The sequence below is a fragment of the Priestia aryabhattai genome (assembly GCF_023715685.1).
Classification (GTDB): domain Bacteria; phylum Bacillota; class Bacilli; order Bacillales; family Bacillaceae_H; genus Priestia; species Priestia aryabhattai_B.
Genome location: NZ_JAMBOQ010000001.1, coordinates 428,238 through 453,353, shown reverse-complemented (window position 1 = coordinate 453,353; position 25,116 = coordinate 428,238). Strand labels below are relative to the sequence as shown.

The 25,116-nt window shown below is 38.7% G+C and carries 23 protein-coding genes and 1 pseudogene; 20 read left to right on the top strand and 4 right to left on the bottom strand.

Features of this window, described 5'->3' with window-relative positions; genetic code table 11:
* The first annotated feature begins 236 nt into the window (after nucleotides 1-236).
* The 3 genes from gabT (at nucleotide 237) to M3225_RS02360 (ending at nucleotide 4,568) form a co-directional block, all read left to right on the top strand.
* Complete coding sequence (gabT, locus tag M3225_RS02370; RefSeq protein WP_216887133.1) at nucleotides 237-1,592, top strand: 4-aminobutyrate--2-oxoglutarate transaminase; 1,356 nt, start codon at nucleotides 237-239, stop codon at nucleotides 1,590-1,592.
* Nucleotides 1,593-1,741: 149 nt separating this feature from the next.
* Nucleotides 1,742-3,112 carry a sigma-54 interaction domain-containing protein gene (locus tag M3225_RS02365; protein WP_251390877.1) on the top strand — a complete coding sequence of 457 codons (1,371 nt, stop codon included), beginning with the start codon at nucleotides 1,742-1,744 and terminating at the stop codon, nucleotides 3,110-3,112.
* 31 nt (nucleotides 3,113-3,143) lie between these two features.
* Nucleotides 3,144-4,568 carry an NAD-dependent succinate-semialdehyde dehydrogenase gene (locus M3225_RS02360; RefSeq protein ID WP_251390875.1) on the top strand — a complete coding sequence of 475 codons (1,425 nt, stop codon included), beginning with the start codon at nucleotides 3,144-3,146 and terminating at the stop codon, nucleotides 4,566-4,568.
* Nucleotides 4,569-4,605: 37 nt separating this feature from the next.
* Here the strand turns inward: M3225_RS02360 and M3225_RS02355 are convergent, their stop codons facing one another.
* Nucleotides 4,606-4,848, bottom strand: coding sequence for a hypothetical protein (locus M3225_RS02355; protein ID WP_251390873.1), 243 nt, complete (start codon nucleotides 4,846-4,848; stop codon nucleotides 4,606-4,608).
* 123 nt (nucleotides 4,849-4,971) lie between these two features.
* Between M3225_RS02355 and M3225_RS02350 the strand changes: the two genes are divergently transcribed.
* Together M3225_RS02350 and M3225_RS02345 are read left to right on the top strand one after the other, a co-directional pair.
* The gene (locus tag M3225_RS02350) at nucleotides 4,972-5,139 is read left to right on the top strand and encodes a hypothetical protein (RefSeq protein ID WP_216143884.1); all 168 of its coding nucleotides are present in this window, start codon (nucleotides 4,972-4,974) and stop codon (nucleotides 5,137-5,139) included.
* A 116-nt stretch (nucleotides 5,140-5,255) separates the two neighbouring features.
* Nucleotides 5,256-5,741, top strand: a complete 486-nt coding sequence (locus tag M3225_RS02345) for a metal-dependent hydrolase (RefSeq protein WP_251390871.1) — start codon at nucleotides 5,256-5,258, stop codon at nucleotides 5,739-5,741.
* A 36-nt stretch (nucleotides 5,742-5,777) separates the two neighbouring features.
* Here the strand turns inward: M3225_RS02345 and M3225_RS02340 are convergent, their stop codons facing one another.
* Entirely contained in the window at nucleotides 5,778-6,983 is a 1,206-nt protein-coding gene (locus M3225_RS02340) for an ATP-binding protein (protein WP_251390869.1), read from the bottom strand.
* Between the two features lie 239 nt (nucleotides 6,984-7,222).
* Nucleotides 7,223-8,649, bottom strand: a pseudogene (locus M3225_RS02335) (cryptochrome/photolyase family protein).
* A gap of 165 nt (nucleotides 8,650-8,814) precedes the next feature.
* Here M3225_RS02335 and M3225_RS02330 point away from each other — a divergent pair.
* The 13 genes from M3225_RS02330 to M3225_RS02270 all read left to right on the top strand — a co-directional run bounded on the left by M3225_RS02330 (nucleotide 8,815) and on the right by M3225_RS02270 (nucleotide 22,906).
* Nucleotides 8,815-9,621, top strand: coding sequence for a hypothetical protein (locus M3225_RS02330; protein ID WP_251390867.1), 807 nt, complete (start codon nucleotides 8,815-8,817; stop codon nucleotides 9,619-9,621).
* A gap of 251 nt (nucleotides 9,622-9,872) precedes the next feature.
* The gene (locus M3225_RS02325; RefSeq protein WP_251390866.1) at nucleotides 9,873-10,565 is read left to right on the top strand and encodes a copper homeostasis protein CutC; all 693 of its coding nucleotides are present in this window, start codon (nucleotides 9,873-9,875) and stop codon (nucleotides 10,563-10,565) included.
* Nucleotides 10,566-10,826: 261 nt separating this feature from the next.
* Nucleotides 10,827-12,197 carry an aspartate aminotransferase family protein gene (locus tag M3225_RS02320; RefSeq protein ID WP_251390864.1) on the top strand — a complete coding sequence of 457 codons (1,371 nt, stop codon included), beginning with the start codon at nucleotides 10,827-10,829 and terminating at the stop codon, nucleotides 12,195-12,197.
* Between the two features lies 1 nt (nucleotide 12,198).
* Nucleotides 12,199-13,719, top strand: a complete 1,521-nt coding sequence (locus tag M3225_RS02315; protein WP_251390862.1) for a pyridoxal phosphate-dependent decarboxylase family protein — start codon at nucleotides 12,199-12,201, stop codon at nucleotides 13,717-13,719.
* Nucleotides 13,697-15,451 carry an IucA/IucC family protein gene (locus M3225_RS02310; RefSeq protein ID WP_251390860.1) on the top strand — a complete coding sequence of 585 codons (1,755 nt, stop codon included), beginning with the start codon at nucleotides 13,697-13,699 and terminating at the stop codon, nucleotides 15,449-15,451. The genes M3225_RS02315 and M3225_RS02310 overlap by 23 nt, the downstream gene beginning before the upstream one ends.
* The gene (locus M3225_RS02305; RefSeq protein ID WP_251390858.1) at nucleotides 15,448-16,041 is read left to right on the top strand and encodes a GNAT family N-acetyltransferase; all 594 of its coding nucleotides are present in this window, start codon (nucleotides 15,448-15,450) and stop codon (nucleotides 16,039-16,041) included. The genes M3225_RS02310 and M3225_RS02305 overlap by 4 nt, the downstream gene beginning before the upstream one ends.
* Nucleotides 16,020-17,309: a lysine N(6)-hydroxylase/L-ornithine N(5)-oxygenase family protein gene (locus M3225_RS02300; RefSeq protein ID WP_251390856.1), complete on the top strand. Its 1,290-nt coding sequence runs from the start codon at nucleotides 16,020-16,022 to the stop codon at nucleotides 17,307-17,309. The genes M3225_RS02305 and M3225_RS02300 overlap by 22 nt, the downstream gene beginning before the upstream one ends.
* 3 nt (nucleotides 17,310-17,312) lie before the next feature.
* Complete coding sequence (locus tag M3225_RS02295; RefSeq protein WP_251390854.1) at nucleotides 17,313-18,470, top strand: MFS transporter; 1,158 nt, start codon at nucleotides 17,313-17,315, stop codon at nucleotides 18,468-18,470.
* Entirely contained in the window at nucleotides 18,467-20,272 is a 1,806-nt protein-coding gene (locus M3225_RS02290; RefSeq protein ID WP_251390852.1) for an IucA/IucC family protein, read from the top strand. Before M3225_RS02295 ends, M3225_RS02290 begins: the two co-directional genes overlap by 4 nt.
* A gap of 140 nt (nucleotides 20,273-20,412) precedes the next feature.
* A complete protein-coding gene (locus M3225_RS02285; protein ID WP_251390850.1) occupies nucleotides 20,413-20,571 on the top strand; it encodes a hypothetical protein in 159 nt (52 codons plus the stop codon).
* A complete protein-coding gene (purU, locus tag M3225_RS02280; RefSeq protein WP_251390848.1) occupies nucleotides 20,568-21,470 on the top strand; it encodes a formyltetrahydrofolate deformylase in 903 nt (300 codons plus the stop codon). Before M3225_RS02285 ends, purU begins: the two co-directional genes overlap by 4 nt.
* Before the next feature lie 159 nt (nucleotides 21,471-21,629).
* Nucleotides 21,630-22,424 carry a thymidylate synthase gene (locus tag M3225_RS02275; RefSeq protein ID WP_251390846.1) on the top strand — a complete coding sequence of 265 codons (795 nt, stop codon included), beginning with the start codon at nucleotides 21,630-21,632 and terminating at the stop codon, nucleotides 22,422-22,424.
* Entirely contained in the window at nucleotides 22,421-22,906 is a 486-nt protein-coding gene (locus tag M3225_RS02270) for a dihydrofolate reductase (RefSeq protein WP_251390844.1), read from the top strand. Before M3225_RS02275 ends, M3225_RS02270 begins: the two co-directional genes overlap by 4 nt.
* 52 nt (nucleotides 22,907-22,958) lie before the next feature.
* On the opposite strand, the gene M3225_RS02265 is transcribed toward M3225_RS02270, so the two are convergent.
* Nucleotides 22,959-23,177, bottom strand: a complete 219-nt coding sequence (locus tag M3225_RS02265) for a hypothetical protein (protein ID WP_251390842.1) — start codon at nucleotides 23,175-23,177, stop codon at nucleotides 22,959-22,961.
* 231 nt (nucleotides 23,178-23,408) lie between these two features.
* Between M3225_RS02265 and ilvA the strand changes: the two genes are divergently transcribed.
* Together ilvA and M3225_RS02255 are read left to right on the top strand one after the other, a co-directional pair.
* The gene (ilvA, locus tag M3225_RS02260; RefSeq protein WP_013084697.1) at nucleotides 23,409-24,680 is read left to right on the top strand and encodes a threonine ammonia-lyase IlvA; all 1,272 of its coding nucleotides are present in this window, start codon (nucleotides 23,409-23,411) and stop codon (nucleotides 24,678-24,680) included.
* Nucleotides 24,681-24,841: 161 nt separating this feature from the next.
* Nucleotides 24,842-25,093, top strand: a complete 252-nt coding sequence (locus tag M3225_RS02255) for a DUF2535 family protein (protein WP_116077310.1) — start codon at nucleotides 24,842-24,844, stop codon at nucleotides 25,091-25,093.
* The last annotated feature ends 23 nt before the right edge of the window (nucleotides 25,094-25,116 follow it).

Here is a 25,116-nt window from a genome sequence, read left to right as displayed (position 1 = left end):
CTATATTTATACATTTATTATAAAAGCCTTGTTCCTTTTATGGCAATATAAAATTCCTGCACTTTGTGTGAGAAAAGAGTCGTTTTTGACTTATAGATAAGTTTATATAGACTTGATGCCGAGTGAATTATCGTTAGAATTATCTAAAAATGCTTATTTTTCAGCCTTTTAAAAGTTGGCACGTTTTTTGCATATAAACTAATTGAAGAATTATTTAATATGAGAGGAAGATAAAAATGAGTCAAACTTTTAGCAAAGTAGCAACAAATTTACCGGGAGAAAATGCAAAGCAGTTATTAGATAGAAGACACCGTGCCATTCCGAAAGGTGTAAGTTATGGCATTCCGACATTTGCTGATACGGCTGAAGGGGCGATCGTTAAAGATGTCGATGGCAATACATTTATTGATTTCGTAGGCGCAATTGGAACAATCAATGTAGGGCACAGTCATCCAAAAGTAAAAGAAGCACTTCACAAGCAAGTAGATCGTTTTATTCACACAGGATTTAATGTAATGATGTATGAGTCATATGTAGAGCTTGCAGAAAGATTAGCAGCAATTGCACCTGGTGAATTTGAAAAGAAAGTATTACTTTTAAATAGCGGAGCAGAAGCTGTAGAAAACGCAGTGAAAATTGCTCGTAAATATACAAAGCGACAAGGAATTATTTCATTTAACCGCGGTTTCCATGGTCGTACATTAATGACAATGACCATGACAAGTAAAGTAAAACCATATAAATATGAATTTGGACCTTTTGCTCCTGAAGTATATAAAGCTCCATATCCTTATGAGTATCGTCGTCCAGAAGGATTATCGGTTGAAGGATACGAAGAGTTTATGATTACAGAATTTAAAAACTTCTTAAATACAGAAGTAGCACCAGAAACGATTGCAGCTGTTGTAATGGAGCCAATTCAAGGCGAAGGTGGTTTCATTGTTCCAGGTAAACGTTTTGTGCAAGAAGTGTATCAACTATGTAAAGAGCACGGAATTTTATTTGTATCAGATGAAATTCAAGCAGGCTTTGCACGTACAGGCCGCTACTTCGGTATTGAACACTTTGATGTTGAACCTGATTTAATTACGGTATCTAAATCACTAGGAGCTGGCGTACCAATCAGCGGTGTGATTGGCCGTGCAGAAATCATGGATGAATCTAATCCTGGTGAGCTTGGCGGAACTTATTGTGGAAGCCCTCTTGGATGTGAAGCAGCTTTAGCTGTACTTGATATCATTGAAGAAGAAAAGCTAAACGAACGCGGTGAGTATCTTGGAAAAGTGGTAACGTCACGATTTGAAAAATTAGCAGAAAAATATGATTGTATCGGTGATATTCGTGGATTAGGAGCTATGTCTGCCATTGAGCTTGTGAAAGACCGTGAAACAAAAGAAGCTGATAAAGAGCTTACACAGCGCATCGTAAAAGAAGCAAACAAGCGTGGATTATTACTGCTTAGCGCAGGAGTATTCGGAAACGTTCTTCGTATCTTAATGCCAATTGTTATTACGGATGAGCAGCTAGAAGAAGGCTTAGCTATTTTTGAAGCAGCCCTAGAAGCAAGCGTACAGCAAACTGTTGAAGTGTAAGTGAAATTGAGACATGAGTGAAGAGAGAGCTCTTCACTCATTCTTCATGAATCACAAAAAATGGGTATGTTTGGACACTCTATTTATAGATTTTTCATTTTCTGATAAAATAAAATAATAATTATTTTTTTGACGAAAAGGTGATTCAAATGACCATTCATAAAAAGCATATTCAGCAAATTAACGACGAACTTTACGATATATTTGAGTCATCATTTGATGAAATCTTTGTAACTGATGCAAATGGGTATGTATTAGTTGTAAATTCAGAGTGTGAAAAAAATTATGCTTTGAAAGTGGAAGATTTTATTGGAAAGCACGTAAAAGAACTTCAGGAAATGGGTATTTTTTATCCTTCGGCCACGTTAAAAGTGATTGAATCTAATCAAGCGATCGAATTGGTTCAAAAAACAAACTCCGGCCGGTATCTTCATGTGCGGACAAGGCCGGTATTTACAAACGACGGGCATTTAAAAAGCGTTATTAGCTATTCTCGAGATCTCACAGACTTAATGGAATTAAAACGAAAAGTGGAAGAGATGGAAGAACAGCTTGAAAATTATAAAAAAGAGTTAAACGAAGCTGTGGATTTAGAAGGCATTGTGACAAAAAGCGAAGCGATGAAAAAAGTTTTTTCAACAATTCAACGAGTTGCTTTTGTAAATACAACCGTTCTTTTACTTGGAGAAACAGGCGTGGGAAAAAGCAGAGTAGCAAAACTGCTTCACCAGCTTAGTACAAGAAAACAGCAGCCGTATCATGAGCTTAATTGTGCAGCACTTCCTGAACAGCTTATTGAATCAGAGCTATTTGGTTATGAAGGTGGTACGTTCACTGGAGCATTTCGAGAAGGGAAAAAAGGTATCATTGAGCTTTCGAACGAAGGCACGCTTTTTTTAGATGAGATTGGCGAACTTTCTCTTTCAGCACAAAGTAAATTGCTCCATGTGTTGCAAGACCGGACAATTCGTCCCGTGGGTTCAACAAGAGCAGTATCAATAGATGTGCGAATTATTGCTGCTACGAATCAAAATCTAGAGCAAATGGTGGAAGAAGGAAAGTTTAGACGTGATTTGTACTATCGACTTAACGTGGTGCCGATTACCATTCCACCTTTACGAGAGCGAAAAGAAGATATTTTGCCTCTTGTCTATCAGTTTCTTCACCATTTTAATACGTTATACGAACGTAATGTACGCTTATCACCAAAGGCGTTAGATGCGTTTTTAGGACAAGAATGGAAAGGAAACGTTCGTGAAGTGGAAAATATCATTGAGCGTCTGGTTGTTACAGGGGAAGAAATGATTACGCTTAAAGATTTGCCTTTTGCAAAAGAGTTTGCTATCGATCCACCTGTGCACACGCTTCCTGAAATGATTGAACATGTGGAAAAAGAAATGGTCATAAAGGCGTTTGAACAGCATAGGTCGTCTTACAAAGTAGCGGAGCAACTTGGTATTAGCCAATCGCAAGCCAGTCGTAAAATTCGAAAGTACGTTTCGGACAGCACCGAACAGTGAGTAGATAAATTTAAGCAGGGAGTGAAGAAATATGAAGCAAGCAAACTTATATATTAACGGAGAATTTGTTTCAACAAATGATACATACGAAGTGGTAAATCCAGCGACAAATGAAGTAGTAGCTACTGTTGCAAAAGGCGGAGAAAAAGAAGCGAAGCTAGCAGCAGATGCTGCCTATGAGGCGTTTCAAACATGGTCTAAAAAAACAGCGGAAGAACGCGGTAAATTATTATTTAAATGGCATCAGCTGATCGAAGAACACACCGATGAACTGGCTGAAATAATGACAGTCGAGCAAGGTAAGCCTCTTAAAGAAGCAAAAGGTGAAATTGGCTACGCCAACGGATTCGTTTCATGGTATGCAGAAGAAGGAAAACGCATTTATGGGGAAACAATTCCAGCTTCTTCTCCTAATAAACGATTATTTGCTCATAAGCAACCTGTGGGAGTCATGGCAGCTATTACACCGTGGAACTTCCCGGCAGCAATGATTACACGTAAAGTAGCGCCAGCTTTAGCAGCTGGATGTACAGCGGTTATTAAACCGGCAGAACAAACGCCACTAACGGCTCTTCGTCTAGCAGAGCTGGCACAAGAAGCAGGTATCCCAAAAGGCGTAATTAATGTAGTTACGGGAGATGCAAAAGCGATTGGAGAAGCATGGCTTCAAGATGGACGTGTACGTAAACTATCGTTTACGGGCTCTACAGAGGTAGGTAAACTGTTAATGCGCGGAGCAGCTGATACGGTTAAAAAAGTGTCTTTAGAATTAGGAGGACACGCTCCGTTTATCGTAACAGCAAATGCTGATTTGGATAAAGCAGTAACAAATGCAATTGCTTCTAAATTTCGTAACGCTGGTCAAACATGCGTATGTACAAACCGCATCTATGTGCACGAGTCCATTGCTAAACCGTTTGCAGAACAGTTTGCAGCGGCTGTTAGCCAGCTGAAAGTGGGAGATGGCTTGGAAGAAGGCACGGATATTGGACCTTTAATCGATGAAAAAGCGTTAGAAAAAGTAAAGCGCCATTTAGCTGATGTTGTAGAAAAAGGTGGGAACGTCTTAACGGGAGGATCTGTACGTGAAGAGGGAAGCGGACTGTTTGTTGAACCTACGGTTGTAGATGGTGCAACAGATGATATGCTTTGTATGTACGAGGAAACATTCGGACCAATTGCTCCAATTGCGACGTATCAAACAGAAGAAGAAGTTATTCGCCGTGCAAATAACTCGCCTTACGGATTAGCAGCCTATGTGTTCACTGAAAATATTTCAGAAGCTATTCGTATTGCTGAAGCTTTAGAATATGGTATTGTAGGACTAAATGATGGACTACCTTCTACACCACAAGCGCCGTTTGGAGGCTTTAAAGAAAGTGGACTTGGACGTGAAGGCGGACATTATGGAATTGAAGAATATTTAGAAGTAAAATATATTTCTTTAGGCTTTTAATAAAAAGTGATTTCGCTTTCCTGCGAAATCACTTTTTTTAGTAATAGTACACGTGGGGAATTTGTGCATGGATCGATTGGAAATTCATAAATGAAAAACAAAATTCCTCAAGGGTACAGCATTCAAGGTCTTGGCAATCGTGAGAATTAAAAAAATCTTCAAGTATAGTTAGCTCGACGTCTTTAAATAACCAGTGGTGTTCAACATCTTCAAAATTGCCGCGATAAACCTCACTCAACCCATAAAAGTCGAATATATCTTCCAGCTGCATTTGTTGCATAACCATCCCTCCTCTTCCTAGTATAAGAAAAAGAAAGAGATATTAAACAAGCTGTCATACTACTTTGTTTTTTTTATGAAATCTCGTATAGTTAATAGTAATGACAAGCAAAGGAGTTTCGGTATGTTTACATATATCACGTTATTTGGTTTTCTTGGATTCGCTGTGTATTCGAGTACGTGGATTTATTCTATTGTCAAAAAAGATGGAAGAGCAAAGAAAAATGGAAAGGGTACTCTTATTAGTTTTATTGTGATGCTTATCGGATTAGTTGGTCTGCAGTTTACGTAACCATAGATTATTTTGACATTTTTACCACCTTCACTTATAGTTAACGTTGGGCGAACATATGTATGATTTTGGTCATAGTGCTTGCCTTAAGTTGAAAAAGAAAGAAGGTGGCATATTTGAGATATCACACACATATTGCAACATCGATTGCTGCCGGTGCCGGTGTGGCTATAACAGGAGACGCTTCGTTTACATTTCCTTATGTGGTAGGCATTGCGATTGGAGCGCTGCTTCCTGATATTGATGAACCAAATTCATATATTGGTAGAAGGTCTCTTGGTCTCGCAAAAGTGATTAAATCTATTTTTGGACACCGAGGTATTACGCATTCTATTCTTGCAAGCGGACTTATTTTTTATTTACATACGATGTATGACAACGATTTCACATTAGGAATAGCCTATGGATACGCTTTTCATATTCTTGGAGATTTCTTTTCTAAACGAGGGGTACCTTTTTTCTCCCCTCTTAGCAAGAAGAAGTTTAAGCCTCCTTTAACATATGAAACAGGTAGTAGAGCAGAGACTCTCATCTTTTACCTAGCAGTGATAGGAAGTTTTTATATGCTTTATAAGTATCAGCTGTACACCCAGCTGTTTTAAAGGAAGAAGCCATCTGAGTAAATCAGGTGGCTTCTTTCACGCTTCTACTACATAAAGTTCACTCGTTTTCATAGGAAGTGTAATAGTAATGCTTGTGCCGTCATTTTTTTTACTGGATACATGAAAAAAACCTTTATGTTCGTTAATAATTTTGTTGCAAATTGTTAGTCCAAGGCCTATTCCTCGTTCTTTTGTTGTATAAAAAGGCTCTCCAAGATGAGGGATACGCTTTGAGTCAATTCCACATCCACTGTCTTTTATCACGATGCAGAGCGTTTCTCTAGCTGATTTTTCAATCGATACAGCCAGCTTGCCGCCGCTTTCCATAGAATCAACGGCATTTTGTATAATATGAATAAATGCTTGGGTTATCTGTATTTTTTTTCCACTAATGAGCAGAGGATGTTCTTTTGAATAATGGCGAATGATGTGGATGTTTTTGACTCCAGTAACCGGTTCAAATTGCTTTAATACCTCATCTAGCAAGTCTGTAATAACAAGGTTTTCTGTATATACGTACTCTTGTTTAGCTAAACTCATAAACTCTGCGATGATATGTTCAATTTGTGAGAGTTCATGCTGAATGAGATCTTGATAAATCATTGTTTTTTTCGGCTGCTGTGTTTCGCAGAACAGTTGTACAAACCCTTTAATGGTTGTCAAAGGATTCCGAACCTCATGTGCGATACTTGCAGCAAGGTGGCCAATGACAGAGAGTTTTTCTGAATTTCGCATCTTTTTCTCTGCTTGTCTTTTTTCTGTTACGTCTCGTGATACAAATACAAAACCTTCAATTTCTCCAGTAGATGTGATAATTGGAGCGCCTTTACATTCTAATAAAACGATAGTGCCATTTACATGAAACTTTCGGTATTCAAATGTGGAGGCACCTTTTGTTTTACTCATGTTAGCTAAAACAGTGGAGATTATGTGCTTGTCTTCGGGATACGCATTGATGAGCACATGTTGTCCAATAAGCTCATCAGGATAAACGCCTAACGTTTTAGCGTAAGAAGGAGAAGCATATTCATAAATGCCATCTTCAGTAATAGCACATACTAAATCACGGGTATGAGATAAAATAGTCTGATGCTTTGGTTTATTGTCATCCGTAATGATTCGATCTTTTAAAGGATAAAAAAGCTGATCTTCCTGTTTGGCAAAGGTGTGCCGAACTTGAGTGCCACACATTCTGCAAAAATTATAATCTTCCTTATAGTTACAAGAAGGACAAACGGGCATCGAATCACTCCAATCAGATCTATGCAGTGAGAGAGTTCTCAAGCATATATAATAATTATTATATATTCAAATTATAGGAAAAAATATAAAAAATCAAATGTGCTATAGAGGGGAGCATTAGGCTTGAAAACCCTATAAAGAGATTTCAAATACATGTTTTTAGATGTAAATAGATTAGAAATGGAATTTTTACACATTTAAAAAAATCAGCACATCAAATAAGAGGCGTGATTTACCTCTTATTTGATGTGCTGATAATGCTCTAGCGCTCGCTCTCTAGCTGCTTTATGATCGACAATTGGAGTCGGATATGTTTTATTAAGCGTAACGTTTGCTTTTTCTAATACGTCTGCTGGAGCCTCCCAAGGTTTATGAATATAAGAAGACGGAATATCTTTAAGCTCTGGAAGCCACTTTTTAATATATTCTCCTTCTTTATCAAATTTTTCTGATTGAGTAATTGGATTAAAAATACGAAAATATGGCGCGGCGTCTGCTCCTGAGCCTGCAACCCACTGCCAGCCCATTGTGTTATTAGCTAAATCTGCATCTACTAAGGTATCAAAAAACCAATTTGCTCCGTGTTTCCAATGAATTAAAAGGTGCTTTACTAAAAAGGAAGCAGCTATCATTCGAACTCGATTGCGCATAAACCCTGTTTCCCACAGCTCCCGCATTCCGGCATCGACAAGGGGATAGCCGGTTTTTCCATTTTTCCAAGCTTGAAGCTCTTCATTGCCGTCAGCCCACTGAAATTGCTTGAATTTTTCATTAAGCGGTTCACTTGTAGTGTGTGGGAAATGATAAAGCAGCTGATAAGCAAACTCTCTCCATACAAGTTGACGAATAAACATTTCAGCTTGATGTTCAAAAGCATCAGAACGTACTTTTTCTGCTTTAGTTCTCAAATAATGATAAAGGACTCGAGCTGAGAGCTGTCCTGAAGCGAAATAAGGAGACAGAAATGAATTTAATGCTTCAGCGGGAAAATCTCGTCCTTTTTCATAATGAAGCAGCTTATTCTTTAAAAACGTTTTGAAGGCATCAATAGCGCCTTTTTCCGTAGCTTTCCACGTCGACTTAATCGTTTCATCCCACGGTATGCTTGGAAGCAAATCGAGATCTGAGACTGAAAGAGATTCAATCGGCTTAGAGAAGGCCTGGATGGAAGTAACTTTTTTTACAGCAGAAGATACTGAATGTTTTTGAAAAGCTTTATAGTAAGCTGTAAATACTTTATAAGGATCTCCATTTTCTTTTATGATTTTCCAAGGTTCATGAAGGAGAAATCCTTGGAATGTGCGAATATTTATTTGTTGCTCTGAAAAAAAGCTTGTAGCTCTTTATCTCTTTTTAGCGCATGTGGTTCATAGCGTCTGTTCCAATAAATATCTTGCGCATTCGTTTCATGGAGTAATTTTTGTAAAACATCTTTAGGGTTTCCTTTTTGTACAATCAGTGTTCCTTCTATTTTTTTGATCGAGGTTTTGAAGTCATTCAGCGCATGGTGAAGCCACCATTTACTTGCACTTCCTATTGAGCTTTCTTCATAGTCGTCATGGATATAAACAGGTACAATCATTCCTTCTTTAGCTGCGTGAAATAGAGCTGGGTTATCAACTAGCCGAAAATCTTTTCGAATCCATACGATAATGGTTTTATTCATCATGTGCCACCTTTCTATCTGCAATTTGCCTCGATTATAGCTTTTTTCTTATACGTTCTACAATTTTGAATGTGTAGAAGGCCTATTTTCTTATGGACGAATTTCAGATTGATGGTAAAAAGAATAACGTAAACAGAGTAAGAGAATGGGAAGGAGCCCTTAAAAATGAGAAATTCGTATGGAATGAAACAAACCGGACAACCGATATCCAATCCATATATGCAAGCAGCACCTAAACCTGCTAAAATGCCTCCAATGCCTTCTGCAAAAGAAATGCAGGCAATGCCGATGCAAGAAGGCGCAAATCAAATGCCAACGTACGGAGAAATGCCACCGATGAAAGATGGAATGCCACCGATGCATGGGGGAATGAGTCAAATGCCAACGCAAGGCGGAATGCCACCGATGCAAAAAGAAATGAATCAAATGCCAATGTACGGAGAGCTACCGCCAATGCATGGAGGAATGGACCAACTGCCAATGCAAGACGGAATGCCGCCAATGCACGGAGGAATGGACCAACTGCCGATACAAGGCGGAATGCCGCCAATGCACGGAGGAATGGACCAAATGTCGATGCAAGGTGGAATGTCGCCAATGCACGGAGGAATGGACCAAATGTCGATGCAAGGCGGAATGCCGCCAATGCATGGAGGAATGGGTCAGATGCCGATGCAAGGTGGAATGCCGCCAATGCATGGAGGAATGGGTCAGATGCCGATGCAAGGCGGAATGCCGCCAATGCATGGAGGAATGGGTCAGATGCCGATGCAAGGCGGAATGCCGCCAATGCATGGAGGAATGGGTCAGATGCCGATGCAAGGCGGAATGCCGCCAATGCACGGAGGAATGGGTCAGATGCCAATGCATGATTGCGGATGCCGCGATTTCTCAGCACCCGTTGGTCATCAGCAGCCTCATTCTTTAAATGAGTGGATGTTCATGCAACAAACAAATCCACGCTCTTTTTAATAAATCATTTACCCTAGATAAAAGGGATGTATTTTTGAATCTTTAGTATAAATATAGAATTTTATTAATTGAAACGTCATGAGAAAAAGAATAGTTCTTACTCTTTTTCCATGACATTCAATTTTTTGAAAATATTAATCACATCTTTTGGGTGTTTTCTTACATAAGAGAGTTTGGTAGAGTTTTTTAAGTATAAATACAGGGAAAAGAAGGCAAAAGCTCTATATTAAAGGGGAAAGGGTGTTTTTAGAATGATATTAGAAGTTACAGCTGCAACCTTACATGATGCTAAAGTTGCCCAGGAACATGGTGCCGATCGTATAAGCCTTGTAACTGGGATCAGTGAAGGCGGCTTAACCCCCAGCTATGGTTTGATGAAAAAAGTAAAAGAAACGATACATATTCCAATATTTGTGATGATCCGCCCACATAATCAATCTTTTCAATATGACGAAGATGATTTGCAAACAATGATTGAAGATATTCACTATGCAAGAGAAATTGGCATTGATGGAATTGAAATTGGCTGTTTAACAGAAGAAAAAATCATCGATGAGCAAGCTTTAAAGCGACTGCTGGATGCGGCAGGAGAAATGAATGTAACATTTCATTTAGCATTTGATGAAATTAGTGATCAAGAAAAGGCGCTTGAAACGCTTTTAAGCTATAAGCAAATTCAGCGTGTCATGACTTCAGGAGCGGATAAAAGTGCGCTAAACGGTATTCCTCATATTAAAAAACTGTTAAGAAGAATGAAAGATAAAGATATTATTTTAATCGGGACAAAAGGGCTTAAGCCTGAAAATCTTCAAGCGTTTTTATCAGTTACTCCCGTGACAGAAATTCGTATTGGTTCAGGGGTTCGAGTGAATTGTCAATATACAAAGCCGCTTGACCCAAGGAGTGTAAAAGCTGCAAAAGAAACGATGAATAAGCAAAAGTAACAGAAGTGCTACAAGGAATTGTAGCACTTTTTTATTTGGAAATAGAAAGGGACTTATTACATAGTTTTCCCTAATTGGAAAACGCCATAAAACCCTTTGAGTCCTTGATAAATAAGAAAATGTTTAGTTTTGAAGAATTTAGAGTGGAATAGGAATAATTTCATATTTTCAGAATAATCATTGACAGTGATAATCATTATCATTTATTGTTATAATTGTTAATGAAAATCATTATCAATTGAATAAACAGGAGGATATGATATGTCAACGTCAACGTCAACGAAACAACTTACATCAAACGAAATGCTGCTTGCTATGCAAAATGAACGAGAATCCAATGCAAGGTCTTACCCTAGACGCCTTCCTATTGCGATTAAGCAAGCAAAAGGCGCTGTGATTACGGATATGGATGGAAAAGAGTATATTGATTGTTTAGCAGGAGCCGGCACACTTGCTCTTGGCCATAACCATCACGTAGTTCATGAAGCAATTCAAGACGTTTTAGCGAAATCTATTCCTTTACATACATTAGATTTAACAACGCCTGTCAAAGAAGCTTTTATCGATGAAGTATTTGCTAGTTTACCAGAAAAATTTGCGAACAAAGCGAAAATACAGTTTTGCGGTCCAACTGGAGGAGACGCGATTGAAGCGGCTTTAAAGCTTGTGAAAACAGCAACAGGTAACCGAACGATTCTATCTTTTCAAGGGGGATATCACGGCTCAACGCATGGGACGTTAAGCATCAGCGGTACAACGAGTCCCAAAAAACACATTCATGCGTTAGTGCCGGACACACATTTTTTACCTTACCCATATGAATATCGCTGCCCGTTTGGCGTAGGTGCTGAAGGTCACACATACATTAGTACATATATTGAAAATATGCTGGATGATCCTGAAAGTGGAATTGTTACTCCAGCGGGTGTTGTAGTAGAAATCGTACAAGGAGAAGGGGGCTCTGTTCCAGCGCCGATTCCATGGTTAAAAGAGCTCCGCAGAATTACAAAAGAACGAAACATTCCGCTTATTGTAGATGAAGTTCAAACTGGAATTGGACGAACAGGAAAGCTGTATGCATTCGAGCACGCTGAGATCGAACCAGATGTATTAGTGCTGTCCAAAGCAATTGGAGGCAGCCTTCCTTTATCAGTCGTTCTGTATGATAAAAGGCTCGATCAATGGGAAGCGGGTGCACATATCGGTACATTTAGAGGGAATCAGCTTGCGATGGCTACAGGACAAGCCACTCTGCAATTTATAAAACAAGAAAACTTACCTGCACATGCCCATGAATTAGGAGCTTATATTCAAAGTCAGCTAAAACATATTCAAAAGCAAGTATCTTCGATTGGAGATGTACGGGGAAGAGGTTTGATGCTCGGTGTTGAAATCGTAGACGCAACAAAGTCAGCTAATAAAATCGGCAGTTATCCTGCAAACGGTGAGTTAGCTAAACTGATTCAAAGAGAATGTTTCGACAGAGGCGTCATTTTAGAAGTGGGTGGAAGACATGGTGCTGTTATTCGTCTGCTTCCTCCATTAATTTTAACGAAACAACAAACGGATGAAGTGTTAACAAGATTTGATGAAGCGATAAAAGCAGTAGAAAAGAAGTGGGTGAATAAATAGAATGGCGCCGTTTGAAAAATGGTTTTTATCATCATCAAAAGAAAGCCTCCAGAATTATGAAGTGATGCTAGGTGGAATGACTGAGATGATTAAACGTCACTACCGTGAATTACAATCGCCTTATACTCACATTAACGTTAATGATCTAATGAACTTAGTCAATCGTTCTGTCTATTTTAGCGAGCACGAACAGCCGCTAGAAGACTTGTTTGATGACGTACAAACGTTAGTGATGAATCATTCGCTTCATATTTCTCATCCCGGGGCAATGGCGCACTTGCATTGTCCTCCGATTATACCGGCCCTTGCTGCGGAAGTGATGATTTCTGCTTTAAATCAATCTATGGACTCATGGGATCAAAGTCCAGCAGCTACGTATATAGAAGATCAAGTAATTGATGAGTTAACAAAACAAATTGGTTATTCAAGCTCTTCTTCAGGTGTGTTCACAAGCGGAGGGACTCAGTCGAATTATATGGGACTTCTGCTTGCTCGTAATGAATATTGCCATTCTGCATTTTCAATTGATGTCAGTGAAGAAGGCTTACCCTTTGAAGCTAAAAAACTGCGAATTTTTTGTTCGGAAAAAGCCCACTTTACAGTGCAGCAATCTGCAGCTCAGCTTGGACTGGGCATGAATGCAGTGGTGAGTGTAAAGTGCAATGAGCGGTACGAGATGGATATAGAAAATTTAGAAGAAGCGATACAGGAAGTCAAGGCACAGGGAAACCTTCCTCTTGCTATTGTAGCAACGGCAGGTACGACAGATTTTGGAAGCGTAGATCCTCTTCTTGAAATGAGTGAGCTAGCTAAAGAAGAAGGACTTTGGCTTCATGCTGACGCAGCTTATGGAGGAGCGCTGCTATTTTCACATAAGTATCGTGAACGCTTAAAAGCTCTTGAACGAGCGGATTCTATTACGATGGATTTTCATAAGTGGTTTTATCAGCCGGTGAGCTGCGGGGCATTTTTGCTGAAGAATCAAGCTATGTTTAAACATATTCAGCTTCATGCCGATTATTTAAATCCTGAAGAAGATGAGTATGTTCATTTGGTAGATCGCAGTATTCAAACGACAAAACGATTTGACGCCTTAAAGCTATGGCTGACTTTCCGTGCAGTAGGTACAAATGAATATGGAAAAATGGTTGACCATACGATTGAAACTGCTAAGCAGACAGCTGAATATTTACAAAAACAAAGGAATATAGCGGTGTTAAATGACCCTTATATGAACGCCGTTGTCTTTCGCTATGTGCCGGATGTTTTATATGGTGATCCTCAAAAACAGCTGCACTATGAAAATAATTTGAATCAACGTATTCAGCAGCATTTATATGAAAAAGGTACTTTCATCATGGCAAAAACAAAGCATAAAAAACAAGCTTATTTAAAACTAACCATGTTAAACCCTATGATTACATTTGATTCTGTTTCCACTCAGTTAGAGGAAGTCGTTGCTTTAGGAAAACAGTTGGAGAAAAAGGAGGAGCGATTACGTGAACGCTCAGTTATCGGCTAATTTTATTACGATGCAAAATATTATTAATTGCTATATTCGAGAAACAGGGAAGGGAGTATGGCAGTCCGTTTCAGGAATGAAAAGCGAGGAAACGCTCGTTCTTAGGTTAGAAAAACAGCCGATAACTCTTTACTTTCCAGTAAAGTATCGTTCAGCTACCGGACGTCACTTGTTCTTTCCAAACTTTTATTATCGTATTCAGCAAGAGGAGCTCAAAGAGTTAGATATCGTCACTCTTTTGGCCTTTCTCTTAAAAGAAGTAACGGATCATTTATTACAAGTGAATGAGCTAATTGTACGTGTGCTATTAAGCTATGAAAATATGAAATTGTTCATTGAAAAAAGACAGGAAGAGTTAGAGGCGTGCTATAAATGGGACAAAACGTTCTTAGAATCTGAGCAGTCCTTGCTTATTGGACACCAGCTGCATCCAACACCTAAAAGCCGCCAAGGGATATTACCTGAAGAAGAAGAGGTGTTTGGACCTGAAGTGAACGGTGAATTTCAGCTTCATTATTTTAGAGCGCATGAATCTCTTGTTGTAGAACAGTCCGCTGGAAATCAAACCGCTTCACAGCTTATTAAAGAGCAGCTGAAAAAAGATAAGACAGTTTCTGAAGAATTCATACAGTCTTATTGCCAAGCGGACGATTATTCACTTATACCTATGCATCCGCTGCAAGCTCGCTACCTTTTAGGAAAAGAAGAAGTGTGTGAATGGATTCAAACAGGCAGGCTTGCTTACCTAGGTCCACATGGTCAGCGGTTTTATCCGACTTCGTCTGTTAGAACTGTATACAGTAAAGAGGCAGATGTGATGTACAAATTTTCTATTCCGGTGAAGATCACTAATTCACTGAGGGTGAATAAACGAAAAGAATTAAGCAGAGGTGTTGAAGTTAGCCGTTTATTACAAGGGGGATTGCAGGCGGAGCTTCACGAAAATCATCCGGCTTTTCAAGTGATTGAAGACCCTGCTTACATCACGCTTGGGGAAAAGGAACTTGGATTTGAAGTGATGATTCGAAGCAATCCTTTTCAAGGTGAGAAAGGAGATCGAACAACTTTGCTAGCAAGTTTGTGTCAAGACCATATATTTGGAAAAGCTTCTCAAATCGGAAATATTATTAATCATATTGCTGCAAGTGAAAATAGCACGAATGAAGACGTAAGCAAGCGCTGGTTTAACCGCTATTTAGATGTCTCTTTTCATCCTATGATGTGGCTATACACTCAAAAAGGAATAGCGTTAGAAGCTCATCAGCAAAATTCCGTTATTAAGCTTGATGAGAACGGATATCCATCGGTGTTTTACTACCGCGACAACCAAGGCTATTACTTTATGAAATCAAAGGAACAAGAGCTTCGCGAGCTGCTTCCTTCTTTAAACGGAGAAAGCGATACAGTATGTGATGACGCTATAGCAGAAGAAAGATTTCGTTATTACGTATTCTTTAATCATATTTTAGGATTAGTTAATGCTTTTGGTGCAGCTGGTTTGGTTCAAGAGTCAGACTTGCTATTGATTTTGCGACAAGAGATAGAGATGTACAAAGAAAAAGATCATACAGGGCTTGTTTCATCGATTTTAGAAGAGAAAGTGCTTCCTTGCAAAGCCAATTTCTTAACGCGTGTTCATGATATGGATGAGCTGGTAGGATCTCTTGAAACGCAGTCTGTTTATGTAAATGTCGAGAATCCTCTGTACGAATCTGCAGGTGTACGTGTATGAAATCAGCATTACAAACGCAGTATCCATTTATGATTAAACAAAAGGAGCAGAGCATTACCTTTCGCTCTGTTTCTTTTGCAGAAGATCTCGAACGGTTGTACAAGTGGATGCATGAACCACATGTTATTCCGTATTGGAATTTGAATATTTCAAAACAGGCATATAAGCAGCATTTAAAAACATTTCTAGCTGATTCTCATCAAAAGTTGCTAATTGGAGAAATTGACGGTGTACCTATGAGCTATTGGGAATCTTATATGGTTGAAGGCGACATTATCAGTAATTATTACCCTTATGAAAAAGGAGATCAAGGAATTCATTTATTAATTGGAGAACCTGCTTTTTTAGGAAAAGGCTATATTTATCCGCTCCTTCTTAGTTTGCTAAAGCACAAGTTCAACGTGGCAGACACGACTAAAGTAATAGCAGAGCCAGATGTACGAAACGAAAAAATGATTGCAGTATTTAAAAAATGCGGGTTTCAATTTATGAAAGAAGTAGTGCTGCCTGATAAAACAGGTGTATTGCTGAAATGTGAAAGAAAAGTATTTGAAAGAAGGTGGAGCGAATGGAACAACGGGACATTTTAGACGTAATTGGGGTAGGAGTTGGTCCATTTAATTTAGGATTAGCGGCTTTAATTGACAAAACAGATTGTACATACAAATGTTTTGAACAAAAAGATGAGTTTAATTGGCATCCAGGAATGCTTTTGGAAGGGACAACTCTTCAAGTTCCGTTTATGGCAGATGTGGTCACAATGGTGGATCCGAAGAGTCCGTACACGTTCTTAAATTATTTGCATGAGCATGAGCGCTTGTATCAGTTTTATTTCTTTGAGAAGTTTCATATTCCGAGAAATGAATACAATCATTATTGCCGCTGGGTAGCCAGCCAGCTAGGTGGGCTTGAATTTAACAGCACAGTAAAAGAAGTGAAGATGCATGAAGACGCTAAGCCTTTCTATGAAGTAACGGTTGAAAAAGAAGGAAAGCTTCATACATATTACAGCTATCATCTTGTAACCGGAGTAGGTACACAGCCCGTAGTGCCAAGAGACTTTCAATCAGTAGCCAGCGATACGTTCTATCACTCTGCTCATTACAAAATGAACCGTGAGCAAACGCTGCAGGCTAAGAGTATTACTGTGATTGGCTCTGGTCAAAGCGCAGCTGAAATTGTCTATGACTTACTTCAACAGCAGCCTCAGTTTGAGTATAAGCTGAATTGGTATACACGCTCAAAAGGATTTTATCCAATGGAATATTCAAAGCTTGGCCTTGAACATTTTTCACCTGATTATACCCGCTATTTTTACCGATTGGATGAAGAGAAAAAAGAGAGCGTTTTACGAAATCAAGCTCTTCTATACAAAGGAATAAGTTTTGAAACGATCGGTGATATTTATGATTTGATTTATGAACGAACAATTGGCGGCAAAGAATTGCCGCTGACGATGCGTGCGCTTACGGAACTTGCAGGCGTTGAAAAGATGAACGATACACATCTTCTTACTCTTCACCAGTACGAGCAAGACACATTTGAAAAAGAAGAAAGTGAAGTTGTCATTATGGCTACGGGCTACCATGCAAACGAGCCTGCTTTTATTGAAGGTATAAAAGAACATTTGCTGTTTGATGAAAAAGGACAGCTGAAAATTAGCGAATCCTATCAAGTTGAGATGAAGAAAAAAGGCGCCCCGCTATTTGTTCAAAACGGAGAGCTTCATACGCACGGGGTTGGAGCACCAGACTTAGGTTTAGGCGCTTATCGAAATGCTGTCTTGATTAATCAAATTGCAGGTAAAAGCGTGTACAAAATATATGAAAATACTGTCTTTCAAAAGTTTGGATTTTAAGAGATGATTTCTGCGCGCTTTGTTTTTATCTGTTTGTTTATGACCATGACATCAGAGGTATTATTATCACCATTTTATCCACAGTATTTTACAAATGCTTTTCATGTAGATGGAGTCACGATGACGTCTTTTTTCATTATTTGCTGCCGGATTGTGGTCATTGTCATGACACCTTTATGGGGAATGCTGCTTAAGAAGTGGAAAGTAAAACACGTAATCGTAACGTCACTTCTAATGACAGCCTTAATTAAAATCATTCTGAGCGAAGTTGCTACTTTTTATGGATTTTTAGCCACTTCGTTAGTGCTGCTCGTGTTTCAAAGCAATTTATATCTTTTGTACCCATATTTAGTAGGCGGCATTAAAAATGGACAGAAAAAGGCAAGTGCTGCAACAACCTATGTATTTATTGTTCATACGGCTATTATTGTTGCTAGCTTGTTTGGAAGTACGGTTATTGCATGGGAAATGCCGCTTAAAGTATATCAATACTTTGCTTTAGCCGATATTGTGCTGGCTGTATGGCTCTTGAGAATAAAAGATTCATCTTTAAAAATGGAGAAAACACCAGCATACATTCAAAGTATAAATGAGCCTATCTTTTTTTATTTGCTGGCTATTTTCTTTTTTCACTTTGGGCACAATGTAATTCGCCCTTATTTTACATTGTTTACAAATGACACATATGGCGTGAGCAGTCAAGGTAGCGCTTTGTTATATGTGACGCCGAGCATTATGGCCATTGTTTTAAAGCTTACGATACCTACAAAACTATTTAATGGCAAAGTTATACCGCTTTTTTATAGTGTAACGGGTGCTAGTGTTTTACTCCTATGTTTGCAAGCATATGCTGGTCATCTCAGCATGTTTATTATAAGCCGAATTTTATATGGAGCCGGTTTTTACCTCAGTATGGTCATACTGGATATTTATTTATTTCAAAAAAGCAAGCAAGCGGCTGCTTACTATTACAGCTGGCTTATTGCTGTTCAAAATATCGCCTTGCTGATTGCACCGCTTTTAGCATTAGAAATCAGCAAAGTGAATTTGGCGTTTCCTTTAGTAGCGGGAGCAGCCGCTCTGCTAGCTGCTAATGCTGTGATGCCGCTGCGTAATAAAACAATCCCTATTCTAAGACAAGTAAAGGAGAATGAAGGATGAAAATTAAAGAAACGAACCTTTCCGTATTTAATAAGCAATCATGGGAAAAAGCAAATCGGCAGCTTTTAGCTAAAATGCTGCAGGAATTCATGTATGAAAATATTATTGCACCGAAACAACTGCAAAAACAGGGTCCCATTGCTACGTATCAATGGGAAGACCACCGGGGCGTTACGTATATATATCAAGCGAAACAGCGATTGTTTGATAGTTTTTCTGTACTGCCAGAAAGTATTAAGCTAACATCTAAAACGTCAAACCCTACATTTTCGGAAGCCTTGCAGCTATTAATTAGCTTATCTGAAGATAAAGGAATGTCTAGCTCAACCGCAGGTCACTTAGCAAAAGAATATTTTCATACATTAATAGCAGATGTGCATTTGCAAAATCGAAAATCAGCTGATGAATTAGCAGATATGGATTATGCGGAGCTAGAAGGTGAAATGACGGGACACCCTTGGATTACGTACAACAAAGGGCGCATCGGGTTTGGCTATGATGACTATCTTCGGTTTGCACCTGAGCAAAAACAAAAAATTCAGCTTTCATGGATTGCTGTAGCGAAGCAAATTGCTTCATTTCATTCATTAGATACCCTCGACTTTGATGATGTCATAAAGCAGGAGCTAAGCGGTGAGACGCTAGCTGAATTTGAAAAAGAATTAACAAGCCAAGATCTTTTAGCAGCGGACTATTATTATATTCCTGTCCATGAATGGCAGTGGATGAACGTGATTGTTCCATTATTCGCTGAATACATTGCAAATCATTTAATTGTTCCTTTAGGAGAAGGTAAGGATCAGTACTTGCCTCAGCAGTCGATTCGTACATTTGTGAATACAACAAATCAAGATAAATATCATGTAAAGCTTCCAATGAGTATATTAAATACTCTTGTGTACAGAGGACTTCCAAGTGAGCGGACAGTAATTGCGCCTCAAGTAACTCAGCACATTAAAGGCATACGAGATCGTGATGCGTTTTTAAAAGATACGTGCAAAGTAGGGCTTTTAGGCGAAGTGGCTACGTTAAACGTAACTCAGCCGACGTTTGCTTCTATTAAAAATGCGCCTTATCAGTATTTAGAAATGCTGGGAGTGGTTTGGCGTGAAAGCATTTATCAAGAGTTAGAAGAAGGAGAGCATGCGATTACTCTAGCTGCGCTTTTACATGTTGACAGTGAAGGGAAAGCTTTAGTTTCGTCTTATATAGAAAAGTCGGGCTTAACCCCTAACCAGTGGATTGATGCGTTAACCAGCGCTGTTCTGCCGCCGCTTCTTCATTACTTGTATCAATACGGAACTGTATTTTCCCCCCACGGTCAAAATACAGTTCTAGTGCTTAAACATAACAAGCCGGTTCGAATTATTATGAAAGATTTTGTAGACGATGTGAATATTAGCGATCAGCCGTTTGAAGAACTGCAACAGCTATCTCTTGAATTGAAAAAAGTGTTGCGCAGCGAAGAGCCAGAAGGATTGACGCAGTTTATTTTAACAGGGCTATTTGTTTGTCACTTCCGCTATTTAGCGATCATTTTAGAAGAGCATGAAAGCGTAGGAGAAGCGGACTTTTGGAAAAGTGTACGAGAAGAAATTTTACATTATCAAGCATCATTTCCACATTTGAAAGAGCGATTTGAATTGTTTGATTTATTACGTCCAACCATTACGAAATTAACTTTAAATCGAAATCGAATGTTTGATTACGGGTACGAAGATGACGGAGATCGTCCTCATGCAAGTGAATACGGTAAGGTACGGAATGCCTTGCATGAAGTTAGTGAAAAAGCTGTGCAATAATAAGGAAAAGTCGCTGGTGTTGTACTAGCGGCTTTTTTGTTGAGGAAAAACAATAGGCAAAGTACTAGAGAAAGGGATGAGCCGCAGTGCTTTAGGAAACACTCATTTTAAGTATGTGTAAATTAAAGGTGGGTGATTGAATGAAATATATGATTGGAGTAGATATTGGAACAACAAGTACACAAGCCGAAGCAAACGTTTCGGTTTTCTTTTGTCAAAGCCTTATTTCAATGTCGCATCGCTACAAGGATAATGGTACAATTGTCTGTATATTTAAAAAAAGAGAGGGAATTACATGAAATCGCATATTCAAAAACATTTAACTTCATATAAAGAGAAATATAAAAATCGCGGTCGGCTGCTAATTAGCTGCCCGGATCAGCCAGGTATTGTATCGGCCGTGTCTACGTTTTTACATGAGCACGGTGCAAATATTGTAGAATCAAGTCAACATTCAACGAACCATGAAGGGGGTATGTTTTTTATCCGTTTCGAATTTGAATGTGAGGATTTATTAGCTAAAGAAGTAAAACTAGAAGAAAGCTTCAACAAAATTGCCGATACATTTTCAATGAACTGGCAGTTTACATATGCTCATAATTTGAAAAAAACAGCTATTTTTGTGTCAAAAGAGCATCATTGTCTACTAGAGTTGCTGTGGGCATGGGAAAGCGGAGATTTGATGACAGACATCGCTGTCGTTGTGAGCAATCACGAAGATGCACGCGAAGTGGTTGAATCATTCGGTATACCGTTTAAGCATATACCGGCGACAAAAGACATTCGCCAAGAAGCAGAAGCCAAACAGCTGCAGGTATTAAAAGATTATAATATTGATGTGATTATCTTGGCGCGTTATATGCAAATTTTAACGCCGACTTTTGTGGCTGAAAATCCATATCGTATCATTAATATTCACCATTCATTCTTACCGGCATTCATTGGAGCACGTCCATATGAACGCGCATATCAACGAGGTGTAAAATTAATTGGTGCTACGTCTCACTATGTAACGGACGACTTGGATGAAGGACCAATTATTGAACAAGATATTGAACGCGTGAACCACCGTGATGATGCGGATGACTTAAAGAAAAAAGGCCGCTTAATTGAACGTACGGTGCTTGCACGTGCTGTGAAATGGCACTTAGAAGACCGCATTTTAGTTCATGAAAACCGCACAATTGTATTTAATTAACGCAAACAGCCTAATTGTATAAATTAGGCTGTTTTTTCTGGGGAATCGCGTATCTAAACGATAAAGAACTTTTCTACATGCGCTGAGATTTAGTTGTTTACTTAGCCTGTGAACACTTATACAATAGAAAAGGACTTTTTAATAAAGGAAGTGTCGGAAGTGAAACAATATCTTGAACTTTGCGAGCATGTGTTAGTAAATGGAACAAAAAAAGAAGATCGGACAGGAACAGGTACAATTAGCACATTTGGCTATCAAATGCGTTTTAATTTACAAGAAGGTTTCCCGGTATTAACGACAAAAAAACTTCATTTGAAATCAATTATTCATGAACTGCTTTGGTTTTTACAAGGAGATACAAACGTTAAGTATTTACAAGATAACGGCGTGCGCATTTGGAATGAATGGGCGGATGAAAACGGCGAGCTTGGCCCTGTGTATGGTCATCAGTGGCGTTCATGGCCAACACCGGACGGAGAAAAAATTGATCAAATTACAAATGTTATCAATCAAATTAAAAACAATCCTGATTCGCGCCGCTTAATGGTAAGCGCCTGGAATGTATCTGATGTAGACAATATGGCTTTGCCGCCTTGTCACTGCTTATTTCAGTTTTATGTAGCGGACGGCAAATTGTCTTGTCAATTGTATCAGCGCTCAGCTGATATTTTCCTAGGGGTACCGTTTAATATTGCTTCATATGCGCTGCTGACAATGATGGTGGCACAAGTGTGCGATTTAGAGCCTGGTGATTTTGTTCATACGTTTGGTGATGCGCATATCTATAGCAACCACATTGAACAAGTAAACTTGCAGTTAACGCGCGAGCCTCATGCATTACCAAAAATGAAAATAAATCCAGATGTAAAGTCGATCTTTGACTTTAAATTTGAAGACTTTGAATTAGTCGATTATAATGCGCATCCTCATATCAAGGGAGCTGTAAGCGTATGATTTCTCTTATTGTCGCAATGGATCAAAATGGGCTTATCGGCAAAGATAACGATTTGCCATGGCGCCTTCCGGAAGATTTGAAGTATTTCAAGCGCATCACAATGGGTCACACGGTCGTGATGGGAAGAAAAACATTTGAATCAATTGGACGACCGCTTCCTAATCGTGAAAATGTGGTTCTTACGCGTCAAAAAGATTATAAAAAAGAAGGAGCAACAGTTATTCATTCAGTCGAAGAACTAGAAGCATTAGATGCTGAAAAGGAAGACGAGCTGTTTGTGATTGGTGGAGCTACCCTGTATGAGCAAACATTAGACATTGCAAATCGACTTTATATTACTCATATTGAAGAATCGTTTGAAGGAGATACACATTTTCCTGCGGTTAACTTGAACGAATGGAAGGTTATTTCAAAAGCACAAGGAATTCAAGATGAAAAAAATCCATATACGTATTATTTTACCGTATACGAGCGAAGCTAATTTCTTTTATCTATAAAAAAACGCACCCTGCCTGATAAAAAGGCAGGGTGTTTTATATTGATTTTAATTGCTTCATCATTTCGTGAAAAGCTGCTGTGCTAACAAACTGTTCAGCGCTCCAGTTTGCTTCAATCCATTGAATCAGCTCGCTTGGTGTCTTAAAAACTTCTCCGCTTGTATCTGCTTTGCGAAGCATATATCTACCGTTTTCTTCATCTGCAACTACTTCGCATGGAACGGCACTTTCATGACTTTGAAGTGAAAACTTCATTTATTCCACAACCTTTCTTAATTCATACCTGTTATCGCATCAGCTGCATGTAGAAAATATGGGTAATTTTGTAAGTCTATTTAGCGTTTGCTAAACATATGTAAAGTATGTGGACAGTAAAATAGTTGGAAAAGTTTTTTTAGTTATTATTAATGAAAAATAATGATTTTTCTAAATTTTATGTGATATAATGTACAAATTAATAATGGTAGAAGAGGAAGGAAGTTGGTTATGAAACAACAAGTAGATAATCGAACAAAACACGTACATTTAGAGGACATCATGATTGCAAATCAATTGATTAAAGATGTTGTTGTGCATACACCACTACAGCGTAATGACGTTTTGTCTGAACGATATGAATGTAATATCTATTTAAAACGTGAGGATTTACAGGTGGTGCGCTCATTTAAAATTCGCGGTGCGTACAATCGAATCAAAAAGTTATCCCCAGAAGAATTAGAAAATGGAATTGCCTGTGCAAGTGCAGGAAACCACGCACAAGGTGTAGCATATGCGTGCCGTCATTTGAATATCGACGGTAAAATCTTTATGCCGAGCACAACGCCACGCCAAAAAATTAATCAAGTGAAATTTTTAGGCAAAGACAACGTGAAGGTCGTACTAATCGGAGATACGTTTGATGATTCTTATGAACAAGCTATTGCATGCAGTGAAGAGGAACATCGAACATTTATTCATCCATTTAATGATGTGGACGTTATTGCAGGACAGGGTACAGTAGCCGTTGAAATGTTCAATGACTGTGAAGATGAAATTGACTACGTATTTGCGGGTATCGGCGGGGGCGGATTAATTTCCGGTGTCGGCACATACGTAAAAAGCATCTCGCCTCAAACAGCTGTGATTGGGGTAGAACCAGCAGGCGCGCCTGGCATGCAGACATCTTTAGCAAATGGAAATGTAGTGACGCTACCAGCAATCGACCCATTTGTAGATGGGGCGGCTGTTAAAACAGTTGGAACGCTTCCGTATGACATCAGTAAAGAGCTTGTGGACGATATTGTAGTTGTTCCTGAAGGCAAGGTTTGCACAACCATTTTATCTCTATACAATGAAAACGCGATTGTAGCAGAACCGGCAGGAGCTCTTTCGATTGCTGCTCTTGACTCGTACCGTGAGCAAATTAAAGGAAAAACGGTTGTTTGCGTCATCAGCGGAGGAAACAATGACATTGGACGTATGCAGGAAATCAAAGAACGTTCGATGATTTATGAAGGATTACAGCATTATTTTATCGTTAATTTCCCTCAGCGCGCAGGAGCTCTTCGTGAATTTCTAGATGAAGTGCTTGGACCGACAGACGATATTTCTCGCTTCGAGTATACGAAAAAGAATAACAAAGACAGCGGACCAGCACTTGTGGGAATCGAGCTTAAGCATAAAGAAGATTATTATCCACTAATTAACCGTATGGATAAAAAAGGATTTCCTTATACGGAAATTAATAAAGAAAGCAACTTGTTTCACTTATTTATTTAAATAGAAGATCATTTTAAAAAGGAATGCTTCATCAACTGTCGAATAAGTTGATGAAGCATTTTTATTTTAAAAAATATTTGTGCTTTCTTTCTATTTTATCAAGACAGAAAGTGCCTCAAGCATTATAATAAAATAAACGGGTAAAAAGAGGGTTGATCGCCTTGCTATTAAAAAGCCTTGAATTCAAACATGTCAGTGGTCAAAAAGTGAAAATTACTGAAATTCCAGTTTTAGAGGAAAATAGCACGTTTCGGTTCATGTTATCTGCAAAACTTGATTTATTTATTAGACAAATCACGAACGAATCAATTCCGAAGCAAACCTACTCGTTTCAAGAATATTTAAAACGTGTGTTGAAATGGAAAGATTACGAACAGCTCTTTAAGTCTCATGTATTAAAACATAATGCATAAACGTAAAAGTTGACTTTTCTGAA